The 14,749-nt window shown below is 39.5% G+C and carries 15 protein-coding genes; 8 read left to right on the forward strand and 7 right to left on the reverse strand.

What is annotated here, in order from left to right; all coding sequences use genetic code 11:
* Positions 1-9 precede the first annotated feature (9 nt).
* A complete protein-coding gene (locus H5201_RS16150; RefSeq protein ID WP_404699194.1) occupies positions 10-3,009 on the forward strand; it encodes a TonB-dependent receptor plug domain-containing protein in 3,000 nt (999 codons plus the stop codon).
* A 57-nt stretch (positions 3,010-3,066) separates the two neighbouring features.
* On the opposite strand, the gene H5201_RS16155 is transcribed toward H5201_RS16150, so the two are convergent.
* The 7 genes from H5201_RS16155 to H5201_RS16185 all read right to left on the reverse strand — a co-directional run bounded on the left by H5201_RS16155 (position 3,067) and on the right by H5201_RS16185 (position 9,311).
* Entirely contained in the window at positions 3,067-3,462 is a 396-nt protein-coding gene (locus H5201_RS16155; protein ID WP_145233557.1) for a biopolymer transporter ExbD, read from the reverse strand.
* 215 nt (positions 3,463-3,677) lie between these two features.
* The gene (locus H5201_RS16160; RefSeq protein WP_145233559.1) at positions 3,678-4,121 is read right to left on the reverse strand and encodes a PA2169 family four-helix-bundle protein; all 444 of its coding nucleotides are present in this window, start codon (positions 4,119-4,121) and stop codon (positions 3,678-3,680) included.
* A gap of 167 nt (positions 4,122-4,288) precedes the next feature.
* Positions 4,289-5,227 carry a LysR family transcriptional regulator gene (locus H5201_RS16165; protein ID WP_182785076.1) on the reverse strand — a complete coding sequence of 313 codons (939 nt, stop codon included), beginning with the start codon at positions 5,225-5,227 and terminating at the stop codon, positions 4,289-4,291.
* A 15-nt stretch (positions 5,228-5,242) separates the two neighbouring features.
* Positions 5,243-6,961: a bifunctional isocitrate dehydrogenase kinase/phosphatase gene (gene aceK / locus H5201_RS16170; protein ID WP_145233564.1), complete on the reverse strand. Its 1,719-nt coding sequence runs from the start codon at positions 6,959-6,961 to the stop codon at positions 5,243-5,245.
* Positions 6,962-7,043: 82 nt separating this feature from the next.
* Positions 7,044-7,520, reverse strand: a complete 477-nt coding sequence (locus H5201_RS16175) for a DUF4124 domain-containing protein (RefSeq protein WP_182740233.1) — start codon at positions 7,518-7,520, stop codon at positions 7,044-7,046.
* Positions 7,521-7,596: 76 nt separating this feature from the next.
* Complete coding sequence (locus H5201_RS16180) at positions 7,597-9,093, reverse strand: DUF3413 domain-containing protein (protein WP_182718592.1); 1,497 nt, start codon at positions 9,091-9,093, stop codon at positions 7,597-7,599.
* 5 nt (positions 9,094-9,098) lie between these two features.
* Positions 9,099-9,311: a DUF1414 domain-containing protein gene (locus H5201_RS16185; RefSeq protein ID WP_016707302.1), complete on the reverse strand. Its 213-nt coding sequence runs from the start codon at positions 9,309-9,311 to the stop codon at positions 9,099-9,101.
* Positions 9,312-9,373: 62 nt separating this feature from the next.
* Between H5201_RS16185 and yejK the strand changes: the two genes are divergently transcribed.
* The 7 genes from yejK to H5201_RS16220 all read left to right on the forward strand — a co-directional run bounded on the left by yejK (position 9,374) and on the right by H5201_RS16220 (position 14,506).
* Positions 9,374-10,387, forward strand: a complete 1,014-nt coding sequence (yejK, locus tag H5201_RS16190; RefSeq protein WP_149982371.1) for a nucleoid-associated protein YejK — start codon at positions 9,374-9,376, stop codon at positions 10,385-10,387.
* Between the two features lie 298 nt (positions 10,388-10,685).
* The gene (locus tag H5201_RS16195) at positions 10,686-11,477 is read left to right on the forward strand and encodes an alpha/beta fold hydrolase (protein ID WP_182740232.1); all 792 of its coding nucleotides are present in this window, start codon (positions 10,686-10,688) and stop codon (positions 11,475-11,477) included.
* Between the two features lie 342 nt (positions 11,478-11,819).
* A complete protein-coding gene (locus tag H5201_RS16200) occupies positions 11,820-12,167 on the forward strand; it encodes a hypothetical protein (protein WP_182740231.1) in 348 nt (115 codons plus the stop codon).
* Between the two features lie 233 nt (positions 12,168-12,400).
* Complete coding sequence (locus tag H5201_RS16205; protein WP_182785077.1) at positions 12,401-12,703, forward strand: hypothetical protein; 303 nt, start codon at positions 12,401-12,403, stop codon at positions 12,701-12,703.
* A 97-nt stretch (positions 12,704-12,800) separates the two neighbouring features.
* Entirely contained in the window at positions 12,801-13,217 is a 417-nt protein-coding gene (locus tag H5201_RS16210; RefSeq protein ID WP_182718595.1) for an SMI1/KNR4 family protein, read from the forward strand.
* A 118-nt stretch (positions 13,218-13,335) separates the two neighbouring features.
* Positions 13,336-14,067, forward strand: a complete 732-nt coding sequence (locus tag H5201_RS16215) for an alpha/beta fold hydrolase (protein ID WP_182718596.1) — start codon at positions 13,336-13,338, stop codon at positions 14,065-14,067.
* Positions 14,048-14,506: a GFA family protein gene (locus tag H5201_RS16220; RefSeq protein WP_182718597.1), complete on the forward strand. Its 459-nt coding sequence runs from the start codon at positions 14,048-14,050 to the stop codon at positions 14,504-14,506. The genes H5201_RS16215 and H5201_RS16220 overlap by 20 nt, the downstream gene beginning before the upstream one ends.
* Positions 14,507-14,749: the final 243 nt, after the last annotated feature.

The raw sequence follows: 14,749 nt of genomic DNA on the forward strand, positions 1-14,749 counted from the left end.
GAAGTTACAATGGTAAATATAAAAAGTAAAAAAATAATTAATAAAAAAATAGGATTGCATAGCGGATTATTCTTTCTCAACTGTTTGTATAAGTTGCGCAGTAACCAAACGTATCCAATTTGTGGGTTAATTGTATTAGCACCTTTAGTATTTAGCCTAAATGTTCAGGCTGAGGCTGCAAATCCACAGATGGTACAATTTGATATAAAAGCGCAGCGAGCAGATCAAGCATTGATAGAGTTTGCAAAACAAACAGAACAAACCGTGGTTTTTTCGTTTGACTTAGCAAAACAATACCAAGCTCAATCAGTGTATGGTTATTACACTCAGTTAGAAGCGCTTAGTACAATGCTGAAAAATACTGAACTCGATGCGGTTGTTGATCAAAATGGTTTACTGAGTATAAAACTCAAACAAATCAATAGGAATGATAACAACATGAGAAAGCTTTCAGGGGTCAGTGCTGCTGTAATACCACTTTTAATGGCAACCAATAGCCAAGTTGCTAATGCACAAGAACAAGCCGCTCAAGAAAATATTGAAAAAATCGCCATCGTTGGTAGCCGTGTAGCAGGGCGTTCGGTCGAAGACTTACCCGTACCTGTTGATATTTTAAGTGCTGAAGCGCTAGAAAATACCGGACAAACAGAAGTCGGCCGTATGTTACAAGCTATCGCACCGTCTTTTAACTTTTCAAGTTCATCGATCAGTGATGGTACTGATGCACTACGACCTGCCACTTTACGTGGCTTAGGGCCAGATCAAACATTAGTACTTATCAATGGTAAACGTCGTCACCAAGCCAGCATTATCCATATTAATACATCTGTAGGTCGTGGTACTGCAGGTACAGATATGAATGCGATCCCAGCTGCTGCAATTAAACGTATCGAAGTGCTACGTGATGGTGCGGCTGCACAATATGGTTCAGATGCGATTGCGGGTGTTATCAACATCGTATTAAAAGATGCTGATGAAGGCGGTAAAGCCGCAGTTAACTATGGCCAGTATTCTGAAGGTGATGGCGAAACCGTTACGGTTGATTTTAATAAAGGCTTTGCGCTAGGCGACGATGGTTATTTAAATACCACTGTCAACTACCGCGACCGTGCACCTACAAATCGTGCCGGTTTACATGGCTCTTGCCAGTTTTATGGTTGCACAGAGCTTGATGATGGCACGCTGTTAGCGGGCGATCCTCGTGAGCTGACTGCACCACGTGATACGTTTAGAATTGGTGATGCAGACTCGCAACAATTTGCTTTAACGGTGAATACCGGTTATGAACTTGCTGGTGGTGAGCTCTATGGCTTTATTACTTATTCAACCCGAGATAACGAATCAGCCGCGTTCTTCCGTCATAATGCCAATGCTGATGGCAACCCTGTTTTACAAGATGGTGATGCGGTGATCCCGATGGGCTTCTTGCCAATGATCAACACCACCATTGATGATATATCGTATAACTTTGGCTTTAAAAAAGAGTTTGATAATAGCTCTAGTCTTGACCTGTCATACACCTATGGTGAAAACAGCATCGATTATACCACTAGTGACACTATCAATGGTTCATACGCTAATTTATTACGTTATGATCAAGGTTTAAGTGCTGATGATATTCGTGCCACTATTCCTCGCCAAGCGTATGCGTATGGCATGGAGTTATCACTGCAAACAATCAATCTTGATTTTACACAAGACTATGATAATTTTTCACTGGCAATGGGTGCCGAGCTTCGCACCGATGAATATCGTATTTTAGAAGGCAGTGAATACGCTTACCGTGATTATGATACTAATAATGGTGTTAATATTTACGATGGTATGAGCGGTGGTATTGGCAGCGAAAATGCAGCAGGTGGTACTCAAGGTTTTGGTGGTTCATCGCCGGAATCTTCTGTGGATGAATCACGTGATGTGATTTCGTTTTACCTTGATGCTGAAACTTACATTATTGATGATGTAATTATCTCTGGCGCACTGCGTTACGATAACTACAAAGGCTTTGGTGATACGGTTAACTTTAAGTTAGCGGGTAACTGGTCGGTGACTGATGACGTTTCACTGCGCGGTGCGGTGAGTACTGGTTTTAGAGCACCATCAATGCAGCAATTGTATTTCAATAATATCAGTACCCAGTTTGTAGTTGGTCCTAATGGCGATCTAATTGCAGAAGAAGTTGGTACTTTTAGAAACGACAGCACACTTGCACAGAGTATTGGTATTCCAAAACTTAAAGAAGAAAAGTCACAAAACATGAGCTTAGGTATTGTGTATAACGTGACGGATAATATTAATGTTACCGTTGATTATTATTCAATTGATATTGACGACCGTATTGTGATCAGTAACCGTTTAGGTAAAGGGTTGTCATCAACGCTAGATGCTGCATTGGTTAGTTCTGGCGCAGGTGCAGGGCAGTTTTTCTTAAATGGTGCAGATACCGAAACGCAAGGTGTGGATTTTGTTGCGACATGGAACACGGAAGGCTTAGGTGGTACCCTAGATTTTACATTAGCGGCTAACTTTACTGAAACCGATGTGGTTGATTTATTTACTCCTGCGGGCAGTGGTTTGGAAACGATCCCTGTCGAAGATGTATTTTCTTCGCAAGAAACCTCAATCATCGAAGAATGGCAACCACAAGACAGAGTAAACTTAAGTGCATTATATCGCCTTGAAGATTGGACGGTAAACTTATCGCTCAATCGTTATGGCGAATACACGGTTGAAGATGGCGGTCGCCAGACTTACGGCGCTGAAATTCTTACCGATATAAAAGTAAATTATTTTGTCACAGACAACTTGTCACTAAATATTGGTGCAAACAATTTATTTGACGTTTACCCTGATAAAAATACCATAGGTAATTCTCGCTCAGGCACAATTGTTGATGCTTCTGGTAATACTATTATCAGTTCAACCGGTGTATTTGAGTACTCACGCCGTTCAGCACCATTTGGTTTTAACGGTGCTTACTACTATGTAGGTGCTGAATACCGATTCTAAAAATAACTTCTCCTACGTTATTTAGTTTTGAAGGGCCGTCTGGCCCTTTTTTTGCTTTTAGTGTGATGTGAGTGCAATGGGGTAGTTATCATACTCTTTGATATTATTCATTACTGTCATTAAAGTTTGATGCGTACTGTTTTCGTCAGCGGCTATTTGTACTGTGGCGATATTATACTTCGCAGCAAACATCGCAAGGTTAGTGGCAACTTGGTTTAAGTCAATTAATCGCCCCGCAAAATACACCGCATTGCTTTGGTCAATACTAAAATGAGCACTTTTAGTTTGTTTATCAATACTGGGTTTATCTACAGGCCGTTGCAGCTCTATTGCCACAGGTTTTACAAATGAAGTTGTAACAATAAAAAATATTAAAAGTATAAATACAATATCAAGCATCGGCGTCATATCAACGTCAGCGTTTTGTGGGTTTACATGTTGTTTATTTCTCATAATGGAACCTTGTTATTTTTGATAAAATGCTGCGGCGCCACAGCGGGATAGTAGGTACCTATTAATAAGCCTAGACGATTAAAATCATGCTGTGGTTAAATAAATATGCTATTTTTATTAATTATTTGCATTATTTTGTTATAAAAATCATTTAACTATAATTATGAGCATAAAAAAGCCCAGCGCGTGGCTGGGCTTTCATTTAAGCATTGTGGTTAATGCTTCTGCATACGGCTCATCTCCGTATGACAGCTTTGCATGGTCAGTAATACTTTAGCGAGGGCGGCTTCACAATCGTGCGGTTGTGGTTTTTTCATGGCAGCTTTAATTTCTTCAAGTGTTTTATCTTCCACTTCTTCAAGCTCTTTGACATAAATTTGGTCGTTGTTGGCACTAAATTTTGTGATCAGTGCGGTATATGCTCGGCGAGCTTCAACAGCAAAAGACGAACCATCTTCTCGTTCACCTTGCTGATTAATAGCGTAAGGCTGTAAGTTTTCAACGCTGACTTTACGTGCGTCTATCATACGCTGAAATAGCGCACCAATGGCTGGATCTTGTACTTTTTCCTGCGCCTTTTCATAAAAGTCGATGCCGCTGTTCATTACTTGGATAATGTCAGTGATATGATTTACTTCGTTTCCTTGCTGGGCATTCATAATATTGACCTCTTTAAGTTAAATGAATATTAAAGTTCAAGTAACTTAAAGCAATTGCCATTCCATTTTTAAATTATTTTAACATCATGATTATTAATACTTTTAAATTGATGTTTGCTTACTTGAAAATACCAGTAAGCAAATTTTACAGGGCTTTTGTAAGAGCGTTACTTTAATTCATCTGCAACTTCGGCTACTTTTTGGCGTAACCAAATATGACTGGCATCTCTGTGAAGTAATGGGCTCCAAATCATATCTAACTCAAATGGTGGTATAGGGAAGGGAGGCTCCAGAATTTGCAAACCATGATCATCTAAATAAATATTAGCGGCTTTTGAAGGGAGTGTCGCAATTAGGTTCTTCTCTTTCGCTAGATGTATTGCAACGTGGTAATTACGGGTGAATGTGGCAATATTTCGGTGTTTACCAAAGTGGGCGAGCGCTTCATCAACCCAGCCAAGTTTTTGTACGTCTTTAGGATCCATACCAACCCCGACACCAAAACCTGTTTTACTTACCCAAATATGCCGAGCTTTTAAATAACTATCGAGGCTAAAATTTTCAATGATCGGGTTGTCAGCTTTTACTAAACAACAAAAGCTATCTTTCCAAATACGTTTGTGATGAAACGACTGCGGTAGGTTTTCGAAACGATTTATTGCCATATCAACTTTACCGTTTTCTACATCATGAAAAGTAACATCACTTGGAGTGAGAATATCGAGTGTGGTATCCGGCGCTTCATCGTGTAATTTACTCAGTAGCTTAGGTGCTAAGGTGCTGGCAGCATAGTCACTGGCCATAATCCTAAATACCCGTTTGCTTTGGCTGGCCTCAAATTCACGGTTTGGTGCAAGCGTTTCTTCTAATGTCATTAAGATGCCACGGATCACCGGCTGCAATTCAATAGCTCGTTCAGTGGGCACCATACCATCACTGGTGCGTACTAAGATCGGATCGTTAAACAGGTTACGTAAACGTTTTAAACCATTACTCATTGCCGGCTGTGTAATGCTAAGCTGGTTTGCGGCGCGAGTAACATTACATTCGCGTAATAATGTGTCGAGATAAACGAGTAAGTTTAAATCTATTTTACTGATATTCATTGTGTGTCCTTTCGTCTACCATTGATGGATAAAACGCTGCGCTGCTGGATAAGGGTAGATATGGCTAACGACCCCTGCTTTTATATTTCGTTGCGCTTGCTGCCAAAATGCGACGTCTAATAGTTCTGGATGTGTTTGGCTGAAAACTGCTTTGTATTGCGGGTTCGGCATTACAAAAGTGCATAACTGCTCTGGAAATACATCTTGTGGTGCCACAGAGTAACTTTGCTCATTGGTTAAGTAGTCATCATAACTTTTGGCTTTAGGCAGTGCTCTAAAGTTCATGTCTGTTAAATATTGCACTTCATCATAATCATAAAAAATAATGCGTTTGTGTTTACTGACACCAAAGTTTTTAAGCAACATATCGCCTGGGAAAATATTAACGGCGATCATTTCCTTGAGTGCTTGGCCATATTCTGCAATGGCAACAGCGGCATCTTCAGTATTAGCTTTTTCTAAATATAAATTCAGTGGCGTCATGCGTCGCTCAATATACATATGTTTGATGATCAGTAAGTCGCCTTCGATGATCATTGATGAACCAATAGTTTGTTTAAGCTGTGCAAGCAATGTAGCGTTAAAACGCGCAACAGGGAATACGACGTTAGAATACTCTATGGTATCTGCCATACGACCAACCCGATCATGGCTTTTAACTAATTGGTAGCGTTTGAGAACGGTATCGCGGCCAAATGGTTTACTTTCACCAAATTTGTCTTTAATTATTTTAAATACATAATCAAATGAAGGTAGGGTAAATACCATCATCACCATGCCCGGTGTGCCAGGGGCAATCACAAAATCATCACTGGAGCGTTGTAAATGGGTTAAAAACTCGCGATAGAACTCGGTTTTACCTTGTTTATGAAAGCCAATGGCATTGTAAAGCTCTGCTAAGGTTTTGTTGGGCATTAGTTGGTTTAAAAACCGAACTAATGCGGAAGGAGCGTGGGTTTCAACCATAAAATAAGCACGAGCAAAGCCAAAAATAACCCGCATTTGCGATGAGTTAGTCAGTAAAGCATCGAGATACAGACCTTGCTCTTGATGATGTAACACCGCAATAATAAATGGCTGCACACCACTTTGTGATACTACACGGCCGACAATATAGGCTGCTTTGTTGCGATAAAACGGCGTTTGTAATATGTCAAAGCGCATTTGCCACGCACGGTGATGGGTGTCGGGTGCTTGTTTATAAAACGCTTTTACTAAAAGTCGTATATCGCGCTCTAAATTAACAAAATCGGCTTTAAAATCAAATTGATTAATTATTTTACGGATAGTGGGCTTTAAGCCGTCTACAACAGGAAAGTAGCTGCGGTATTCTGCTTCTACAGGAAGCGCAGGAGCATCTGCCAAGGTGGCTTTTACAAAAATAAAATCATTATTAAAATAACGTCGATGAAATAAGCGGCAAAACACAGAGTTATAAAATGTTTCGGCTAATTCTGCTTGTGGATGAAACGTTAAAAAGTGCTGGTAGATTTGTTTTGTTTGCAGCCAGAGTGATTCATCCAATTGATTGGCTAATTGCTGATTTTGTAGTTGCTGGGTGGTTTCGTTAACCCGATCATCGTAATAAGTGATCCGCAAGCGACTAATGTCGTGCATTTTTGTCCAGTTTTTATTTGCAAATGCCAGAGGTGCTTGTGCGGTGATCTGCTGAAATAATTTATAATGCTTTTTAAAGCCATTTAAAATTAGCTCGGCAATGTTTTGTGGTTGCATGAACGGGTACTCCAAAATGACCTGTAGAGTATATGCTCTACACATGTTAAGAGTATGCTATATATTGGTAAAACCCAATAGTTTATTCATAACGTTTCAGTTTTTTTTCGAGTGCGGAGAGCTGTTTGGTGGTCGTTTTGGTGTTTTTGGCAAACGTTTTATTGATCACTTTTAGCTGCTTTTTTATCTCTTTACTCAGCTTTTTTTTATCATCATCACTCATTAAACGATTTAGCCTTTGCAGTTGCTCGTATTCAGCGCGATCACGGTCACGACTCAAAATGGCGAGTTTATATTTAACACTGCGTATCTCAGCGTTGAGATTACGAATAATTTGTTCACGCTCAAGGGAGTTAAGCGCTTTGACATGATTTACAGTAGCCGGAGTGACGTTGGGCGACACTGCTATTTTATGTTGCGTTGCCTGCCCGCCACAGGGGAATTGGCTAAATGTAGTGCCTCTGTCGGTTACGCACTTGTAATATTGATCTGCGGAAGCCGCCTGATCAGCAACAAATAGCAAACTAATAAAAATAACGAAAAGAGTACACAGTTTCATTACGCTAGCCTTCCCTAGTTAGGGCATAATCATATATGAAAACTATAACCTAACTTGGGTAAATTGCCAGTAGCAGTTATTCGGTAAAGGTTTTTAGCTTTTTAATGCTTTGTGCTAAAAACGGAATATCTAAACCTTGCTCTATTGAAAAGCCTTGTGCAGCAGAGATATTTTTATAATTACCATCAGAATCAATTAATGTAATACGGTCTTTCTTATAGGCAATAAATACGCCTTGCGAATAATTAACGCCCATATCGCCTTTTTTGTTATACAAATTAACGCCTAGCATGCTTTGCTTTGCGATATCAGCACAATTTAAATATTGGCCAACGCTTGTGGCAATTAAATCGCTTGGTTGGATCAAGCCTTCAGTACGGGTTACTTTTCTATCCGTGCTGTATAAAGATGAAGCACTCACAATACCGTGATCAACATCGGCTAAACTAAATGCAAATACTTGATTGACTCCCTCACGAAGCGCAGTGTTTTCATCGGCGTTAATGATACGAATTGCTGCATCACCCGCTGTTGTACTATTGATATAGTTAAAATCATTAAAGCCACTGACACTAATACTACGACGATTACTTTGCCACACCGGCAATGTTTGCTCTGTCATTAAGGCTGGCTTGTAGTATGCAGGTAAACCGTAAATCAAGCTAAATAGCACATCTTGATGATGAACGGGTTGTAAAAGCTGCTCGGTTTTATTTAAATTTTTGTGCTGTTTAGCAAAATTAGTTAACGCAGGCGCAGAGCTAAACACTAAAATATCGACTGTCGCAGCAGTAAATTCTTCACAGCGAGCAATTGGTGTTGGAGCCGTGTAATCTACATTTTGTGTATTAACCTTTACGTTATGCGCTTGCTCGTAACTTTCAATATCAAGTAAATCATTTTTTGCCAATAAACTTTTTGCTGTCGTTGGGTAGGACAAGGGTAAGACATTATCTTGCTTAGTAATATCAAACTTCAAATTTGCATCAGCCCAAATATGAATACTGTGACTCATCGCAAAACAGACTAATAACAATGAGCTGGCGTAACGAGCAAATTTATATTGTTTTAAGCGGGCTAAATGGTGCCATGTATAGTTACTTGCTAATAATTGAAATGCAAAAATAAGCATCACAATTCCGCCAGCGAGCAGGGTTGTCAGCGCTGGAGAGCTGGTTAAACGATGCCATAATAAGGTAATAATTTCAGGTAATGCAGAGCTACTTAAATGGTAGCCTAAATTAAAATACACATAGGCATCAAGCGTCAGTAGTGATGCACCACAGGTGGCAAGTATTGCTGCCATACCGCGGATATGACGTGGGTAAGGAAATATTAAACTTAGCGGAAATACCGTCAGCACAAAGGCAATAAAGGTAATAAAACTAGTGTGGCTAAGCCATGTCACTAGCATATAAAGCATACCCATAAAGCTGGTGGGAGGAGAGTCAGCAAATAAGTAACTTAAACTTATAAGCAACACTAAGCCGATATTGGCAAAAGTAAACAAATGCCCCCAACTTAATAATTGACTCGCTTTAGACGAAAACTGATTGTGCTGCGATAAATTCATAAAGTCTATTTAACCGATTGCGCAAGTGCTTTGGCAAAATTGTCTGCAACCGCTTGTCTTTTCCCTGTTGGTACATGCTCTTTTAAGATATGCGTGATAGAATTTCCTAAACACATAAGACTTAAATCAACCGGCGCATTGTGCTTAGTTAACACATCAATGAGCTGATCGACGATTTGTTCTACTTCATCATTAGAATATTTTGATAAGATTGGCATCAGTTGGTTCAATAAAAGAGTTATATTCTCACATTTTAACACCAGAGGCGTGAAAAACAAAGATGGCAATAGATGTTAAAAAGTTAGTCGTTCATTATGTAGACAAAAAAGACGACGATACGCAAATTCATTTGCGCAATGACGAAATGGCAGTGAATGATAAAGTCGCTGTATTCATCGAGCAACTTCATCACGCATACAACGGCAAACCAGGTAAAGGGTACTGTGCTTTTAGTGGTGATAAAAACTCTGTAGTTGCATCAGCCATGCAAAGTTACCGCAATAGCGAGCTTGGCTTTTGGCACATGACAGAGCAAGCTTCAGCTGTACTTAAAGAGGAACTTGATAAGTACGCGTTTAACGAAACTGGCTATTTAGTATTTTGTCATTATCAATACGTAGCAACCGATTATATGCTGATTGCAATGATCAACATCAAAGAGCATTACTCTATTACCTCTGAGCTTGATTTAGCCTCGTCACGCCATTTAGATATTTCCCGCATGCAACTAGCTGCACGCATCGATTTAACTGCGTGGGACACCCAAGCAGAAGACAATCGTTATATCTCATTTATTAAAGGCCGAGCAGGGCGCAAAGTCGCCGACTTTTTCTTAGACTTTTTAGGTTGCGAAGAAGGCATAGATCCTAAACAGCAAAGCCAAGTAATGCTCAATGCAGTTGAAGATTATTTATCAGAGCAACAATTTGATAAATCTGAAAAAGACGATCTGCGTAAACAAGTATTTGATTACTGTAATGACTGCGTTACTACTGGTGAAGATGCTAACGTCAGCGAGTTATCAGCAACGCTCACCAAAGGTGACGACAACCCATTTGAAAGCTTTTGCAAAGAGCAAAGCTATGACCTAGAAGAGTCATTCCCGGTCGATAAAAAAACTGTTACCAGTATGGTTAAATTCTCTGGCCTTGGCGGCGGCGTGAGCATCAGTTTTGAGCGCAAACACTTAGGCGAACGGGTAATGTACAATGAGGCCACTGATACGTTAGTTATTAAAGGTATACCGCCGAACCTTAAAGACCAATTGCAACGGTTTATGGAAAGTGAAGACTAGCGCTTTAAGCCATAAGCCATAAGCGGTAAGTTTTAAGCAGATTTGAGTTAGTTGAAAGCGTGGTGTTTACACCGCGCTTTCTTGTTTTTGCTGTGTGCCGAAGCATAGTTACAGTCGATACTAAATTAATTAAGCTGTCTGAAAAAACCACCGCGAATAAGATTATTACTCTAGCTTTTAATACAAAAAATAATTGAACCAAAATAGTAACTTGGCTATGGTTCATTAATAAAAGTGAATTTAAAATGAGTTTATCTACAGGTTTAGTCGTTAAGGAGGAAAAGTCAAATTTGGATTGATGCTTTGCTATTTTTTTGTCACGGCAAGTGTGTTTGCCAAGCCTAGTTTTATTAAGGTTAATGGCTATGATGTTGAGTACGAAATCGCGGGGAGTGGCAAGCATACTGTATTTTTAGAGGCTGGTGGCTCTGCGGGGTTGTCTGATTGGGAGCCGGTTTTTGAAAAGTTTGCAAAGGAAGCCCGCATCATTCGTTATTCAAGAGTTGGTAACGGCGGTTCTACGCAATTGAGAAAAAATTACAGCTCGGAAGAGTATGCAAACGAAGCTCTCATGTTACTTGAAGCGTTACACGTTGAAAAACCAATCGTCTATATTGCTCATTCATATGGTGCTTATACCGCAAGACGATTCGCTGCAACTTACCCTGAGTGGGTTTCAGCCCTCATGCTGATTGAGCCTGCTTCGGAGCGTGATGTTGATATCATGCGCCAAATTGATCTTGCAAAAGCTGAGAAAGAAATAGCACAAGTGAAATTAGACGATATGGCCAATGGTATGTCCAACCAGTATCTGGACTTTTGGGCGAAAAGACCATTGCCAGATTATCCACAGATCCCAGATATTCCAGTAACCGTTATTGCATCCGTGAAAAAGTATAAAAATCCGCCATTACTCTTTTTTACCGATGAAGGCCGAAAAATGTGGGGCGAATTGCATTCAGCTTGGGCTGAGTCTTTTCCACAAGGTAAAGCTGTATTAACTGATAAGAGCTATCATTATCCTCAAAATGATGAACCAGATAGGGTGGTGCAAGAAGTAATTGAACTGTTAGGCAGAATTAAAGACTAACTTTGATCCATGAGTAAACATTAATTTAAAATAATGAATTATGAGTATTGAGTTACTTCAGACAATGTAATGGTCATAGTTATATTTGGCGCAAAGCTTTGAAAAATTAACGCCTATAAATTCGTTTTACCTAAAACTGGCCAGGTGTATTCGGTTAGTTTTGATAAAAATGAAGGGATAATTGAGGTTCAGGGGTTTCGAATTGAAATGGCAGAAGTGTCTTGCCATAGTTTGGTAGAGTTTGGGAGTAATAGGCTCTATTTATTGTAAATTCACTTAATGAGCGCATATTACCTGACTGATTTGCCATGGGTTCTGATCAGATAAAAATAGGGTATTAAAATGGAAGTTTTAGAATTTCGTCAACGACTACAAACTATACTTGTAAACGAACTAAAAATGTGGAGACATCGGCTGTGCAATCAAACAATGTTAGTTTTCGATTTTGGATGTTTTGCATGGCATGGCTATTTTGAATTGAGCTTTTTAACGAACGATGAACCAGAGATGGAAATGTTTTCACGAGACGTAGACTTTATGGCACAGTGGAGACTATACGATTTCACATCTACGTACCTCTCCAAGTGGCCTCAAGCTACTGAACTGGCAATTGAAATGCAACAAAGTTATGAGTCTGCAAGCGAGCCATCTGCTAAAGCAGACGAATTCTTTCTGCATGTGCTGCTGTAGTTAAATCTAGAGAAGTCAAAGAAGTGTTGGCAACATACTCGCTAGCGAACGATTTTGAAATGCGCGTGTTAAATTCAGATGATACTTCAAATAAGAACTATTGTAACTTTAATACCTAAGAAGGCCCTGTATAATCCTTCTAAGGTTGTTATACCAAAGAGTAGGATGCTATGAGGATCACTGAGCACGCTAGAGTGCTAAAAATTGCTAAGCTCAATTTGACGAGTGGCTTAATGAAGCTCACTCTAGGCGATTTTGTGCACGAAGACCTTGAGTTTAGGTGCAATAAACCAAAGTATTATCTTGAACCAGACGGGTTTTCATCACCTGGTTTAGACGTAATTCCGCTGTGGGAATCAGACGACATGATAACAGGTTTTTATTTTGAGGGAGCGACGCCTGTTTTCATCGTATATTATATCGATAGCCCAAGTGCAGTTAGAGAAATTGGCCGCAGTGTCGACGAGCTGATTAATTATCTTGTAGACGAATATGCTGAGAATGAAGAACAAGTGCGAAATGTGTTATCAAACTAAAGATTACATAAAATCGACATCGCGGTAACCACTTTTGTGCTGTTTTGTTGTTTAAAGCTACCGCGTTTGATAGGCATTTATAAGTCAGGAAAATACAATGCAAATTGAAGAAGTCATAGCACTATTAAAAGAAAAGAATGAACCGGTCCCAAAGCCTTTACTATTACCAACGGAAGACGAAGTGTCTTGTGCTGAAAAAGACTTATCTTTTAAATTCCCAGCTCAATATCGCAAGTTCATGCTTGAAGCTAGTTGCGTTACTTTCGGTGTAAGAGAGCCAGGTTTAGTACTACCAGATTTACAACCGTATTGTTGCCTAAGAAGAATGACAAAAGATGGTCGTCAATCTGGAGTTCCTAAGGATTTTATTGTTTTCTGCGAAGAGAATGGAAATTATTTCACCATAAATGAAAAAGATAATATTGGATACTACGATCATGATGATCTTACACACAATCTACACAATGGTGATTTCAAAGATTGGGTGATAGAAAATTGGTTAGAGTTAGAGTAAGTGCCTGCTGCCGTTTTAGCGTTTCATATTTTTTGCTCATGATTTTTGTGCACAAAAGCACTTGGCCAAAATCAAAGTTCAAGTATTTGAATGCTAACGTTGGGTGCTGAATTTAAATATGAAAATTATACTGCTTCCTGGCCTTGACGGGACTGGCCGTCTGTTTGCTAAATTGACAAAAAACTTGCCTGAAAATATAAATACTGAAGTGATCTCATATGAATCACTTGAAGGCGTAACTTATGCTAAACAAGCGGCAGAAATAGCAAAGCGTTTTAAAGATACTGATATTTATATTGTCGCGGAGTCTTATTCTGGGCCGGTGGCTTATGAGCTTTATAAGCTACTTGGCAGTCGTGTGAAAGGCATCGTATTTTTGGCCAGCTTTATCTCAGCGCCTTCTTTGTTATCTAAGTTGGCAGGCTTTTTACCCGTTAGCTTACTGTCAGCAAATTATTTAAGTAAAAAGCTACTTTATCTGTTTGGTTTTAGTTTAACGGGTAGCCAAACGTTGGTTTATCCCGTATTTGCTTCGCTGCAAACAGCGAATAAACGTAAACTCAAATTAAGATTAGGCAACATAGCTGGCCTTTCAAAACAACAGTGCGAGTTAGATTGCCCAGTGACTTATATTCGCCCTAGTAGAGATTTACTGGTAAGCGTGAGTGCGGTGAAGTACTTAGCGTCAATGTGTTCCAGCTTCAGCCAAGTTGAGATTGAAGGCGGACATTTTATAGCGCAATCAAACCCTGTAGCATGTGCTAAGGTTATTTGTGATACATTCAACGTAGCATCGGCGTTGATAAAATTGAACTTAAAGGAAGATTATAATGGACAGTACATCTCATAAAACAAAAGGCCATTGTCGTTGTGGACAGGTAAAGTTTGAAGTTAGCGCAAAGCCAATGATCACTATGGCTTGTCATTGCACTGGCTGTCAGAAAATGACGTCTAGCGCATTTAGCTTAAGCTCATTATTTCAGCGAGCTGCCTTTTCTATTACATCTGGAGCGCCTGTTATTGGCGGGCTGCATGACAGTAGTACGCAGCACTTTTTTTGTGGACATTGTATGAGCTGGTTATTTACCCACCTAGAAGGTTTGGATGATTTTGTAAATGTTCGCTCAACAATGCTAGATGACTCTCGCACCTACAAACCATTCATTGAAACTTACACGGATGAAAAACTTGAGTGGGCTAGTACGGGGGCAAAGCACAGTTTTTGTAAGTTTCCACCGCAGGAAAAGTTTCCTGAATTGCTGCATGAGTATATGCTAAAACAAGGATAAATATAGCATTACCCTTCATGCGCTTTTTATAAATAACAAGTGCAATGTGATGTTTGTTTTTCCATCACTATTTATCTAGTATCTCTGCTTAGGCTAGTCTGCTTTAGCTAGAACCTAGTAATACCAATCTGCATAAAGATTAAGTCAATTTTATCCAGTCTCTAGAGCATATGCTTTTAACCGTATCAGGAACAGAAATGAATTTATTCCACGCTTGCGAAACCTGTTCGACTATTTCTTCAT

This window comes from Pseudoalteromonas sp. SG43-6 (assembly GCF_014164365.1).
Taxonomy (GTDB): domain Bacteria; phylum Pseudomonadota; class Gammaproteobacteria; order Enterobacterales; family Alteromonadaceae; genus Pseudoalteromonas; species Pseudoalteromonas rhizosphaerae.

Bases quoted from the DNA above. Each gene is read 5' to 3' on its own strand.
- H5201_RS16200 (WP_182740231.1), top strand. From the start codon at position 11,820: ATGGAAGTTTTAGAATTTCGTCAACGACTACAAACTATACTTGTAAAC.
- H5201_RS16210 (WP_182718595.1), top strand. From the start codon at position 12,801: ATGCAAATTGAAGAAGTCATAGCACTATTAAAAGAAAAGAATGAACCG.
- H5201_RS16180 (WP_182718592.1), bottom strand. From the start codon at position 9,093: ATGAATTTATCGCAGCACAATCAGTTTTCGTCTAAAGCGAGTCAATTA.
- H5201_RS16185 (WP_016707302.1), bottom strand. From the start codon at position 9,311: ATGCCAATCTTATCAAAATATTCTAATGATGAAGTAGAACAAATCGTC.
- H5201_RS16160 (WP_145233559.1), bottom strand. From the start codon at position 4,121: ATGAATGCCCAGCAAGGAAACGAAGTAAATCATATCACTGACATTATC.
- aceK (WP_145233564.1), bottom strand. From the start codon at position 6,961: ATGCAACCACAAAACATTGCCGAGCTAATTTTAAATGGCTTTAAAAAG.
- H5201_RS16150 (WP_404699194.1), top strand. From the start codon at position 10: ATGGTAAATATAAAAAGTAAAAAAATAATTAATAAAAAAATAGGATTG.
- H5201_RS16155 (WP_145233557.1), bottom strand. From the start codon at position 3,462: ATGAGAAATAAACAACATGTAAACCCACAAAACGCTGACGTTGATATG.
- H5201_RS16165 (WP_182785076.1), bottom strand. From the start codon at position 5,227: ATGAATATCAGTAAAATAGATTTAAACTTACTCGTTTATCTCGACACA.
- H5201_RS16205 (WP_182785077.1), top strand. From the start codon at position 12,401: ATGAAGCTCACTCTAGGCGATTTTGTGCACGAAGACCTTGAGTTTAGG.
- yejK (WP_149982371.1), top strand. From the start codon at position 9,374: ATGGCAATAGATGTTAAAAAGTTAGTCGTTCATTATGTAGACAAAAAA.
- H5201_RS16220 (WP_182718597.1), top strand. From the start codon at position 14,048: ATGGACAGTACATCTCATAAAACAAAAGGCCATTGTCGTTGTGGACAG.
- H5201_RS16215 (WP_182718596.1), top strand. From the start codon at position 13,336: ATGAAAATTATACTGCTTCCTGGCCTTGACGGGACTGGCCGTCTGTTT.
- H5201_RS16195 (WP_182740232.1), top strand. From the start codon at position 10,686: ATGCTTTGCTATTTTTTTGTCACGGCAAGTGTGTTTGCCAAGCCTAGT.
- H5201_RS16175 (WP_182740233.1), bottom strand. From the start codon at position 7,520: ATGAAACTGTGTACTCTTTTCGTTATTTTTATTAGTTTGCTATTTGTT.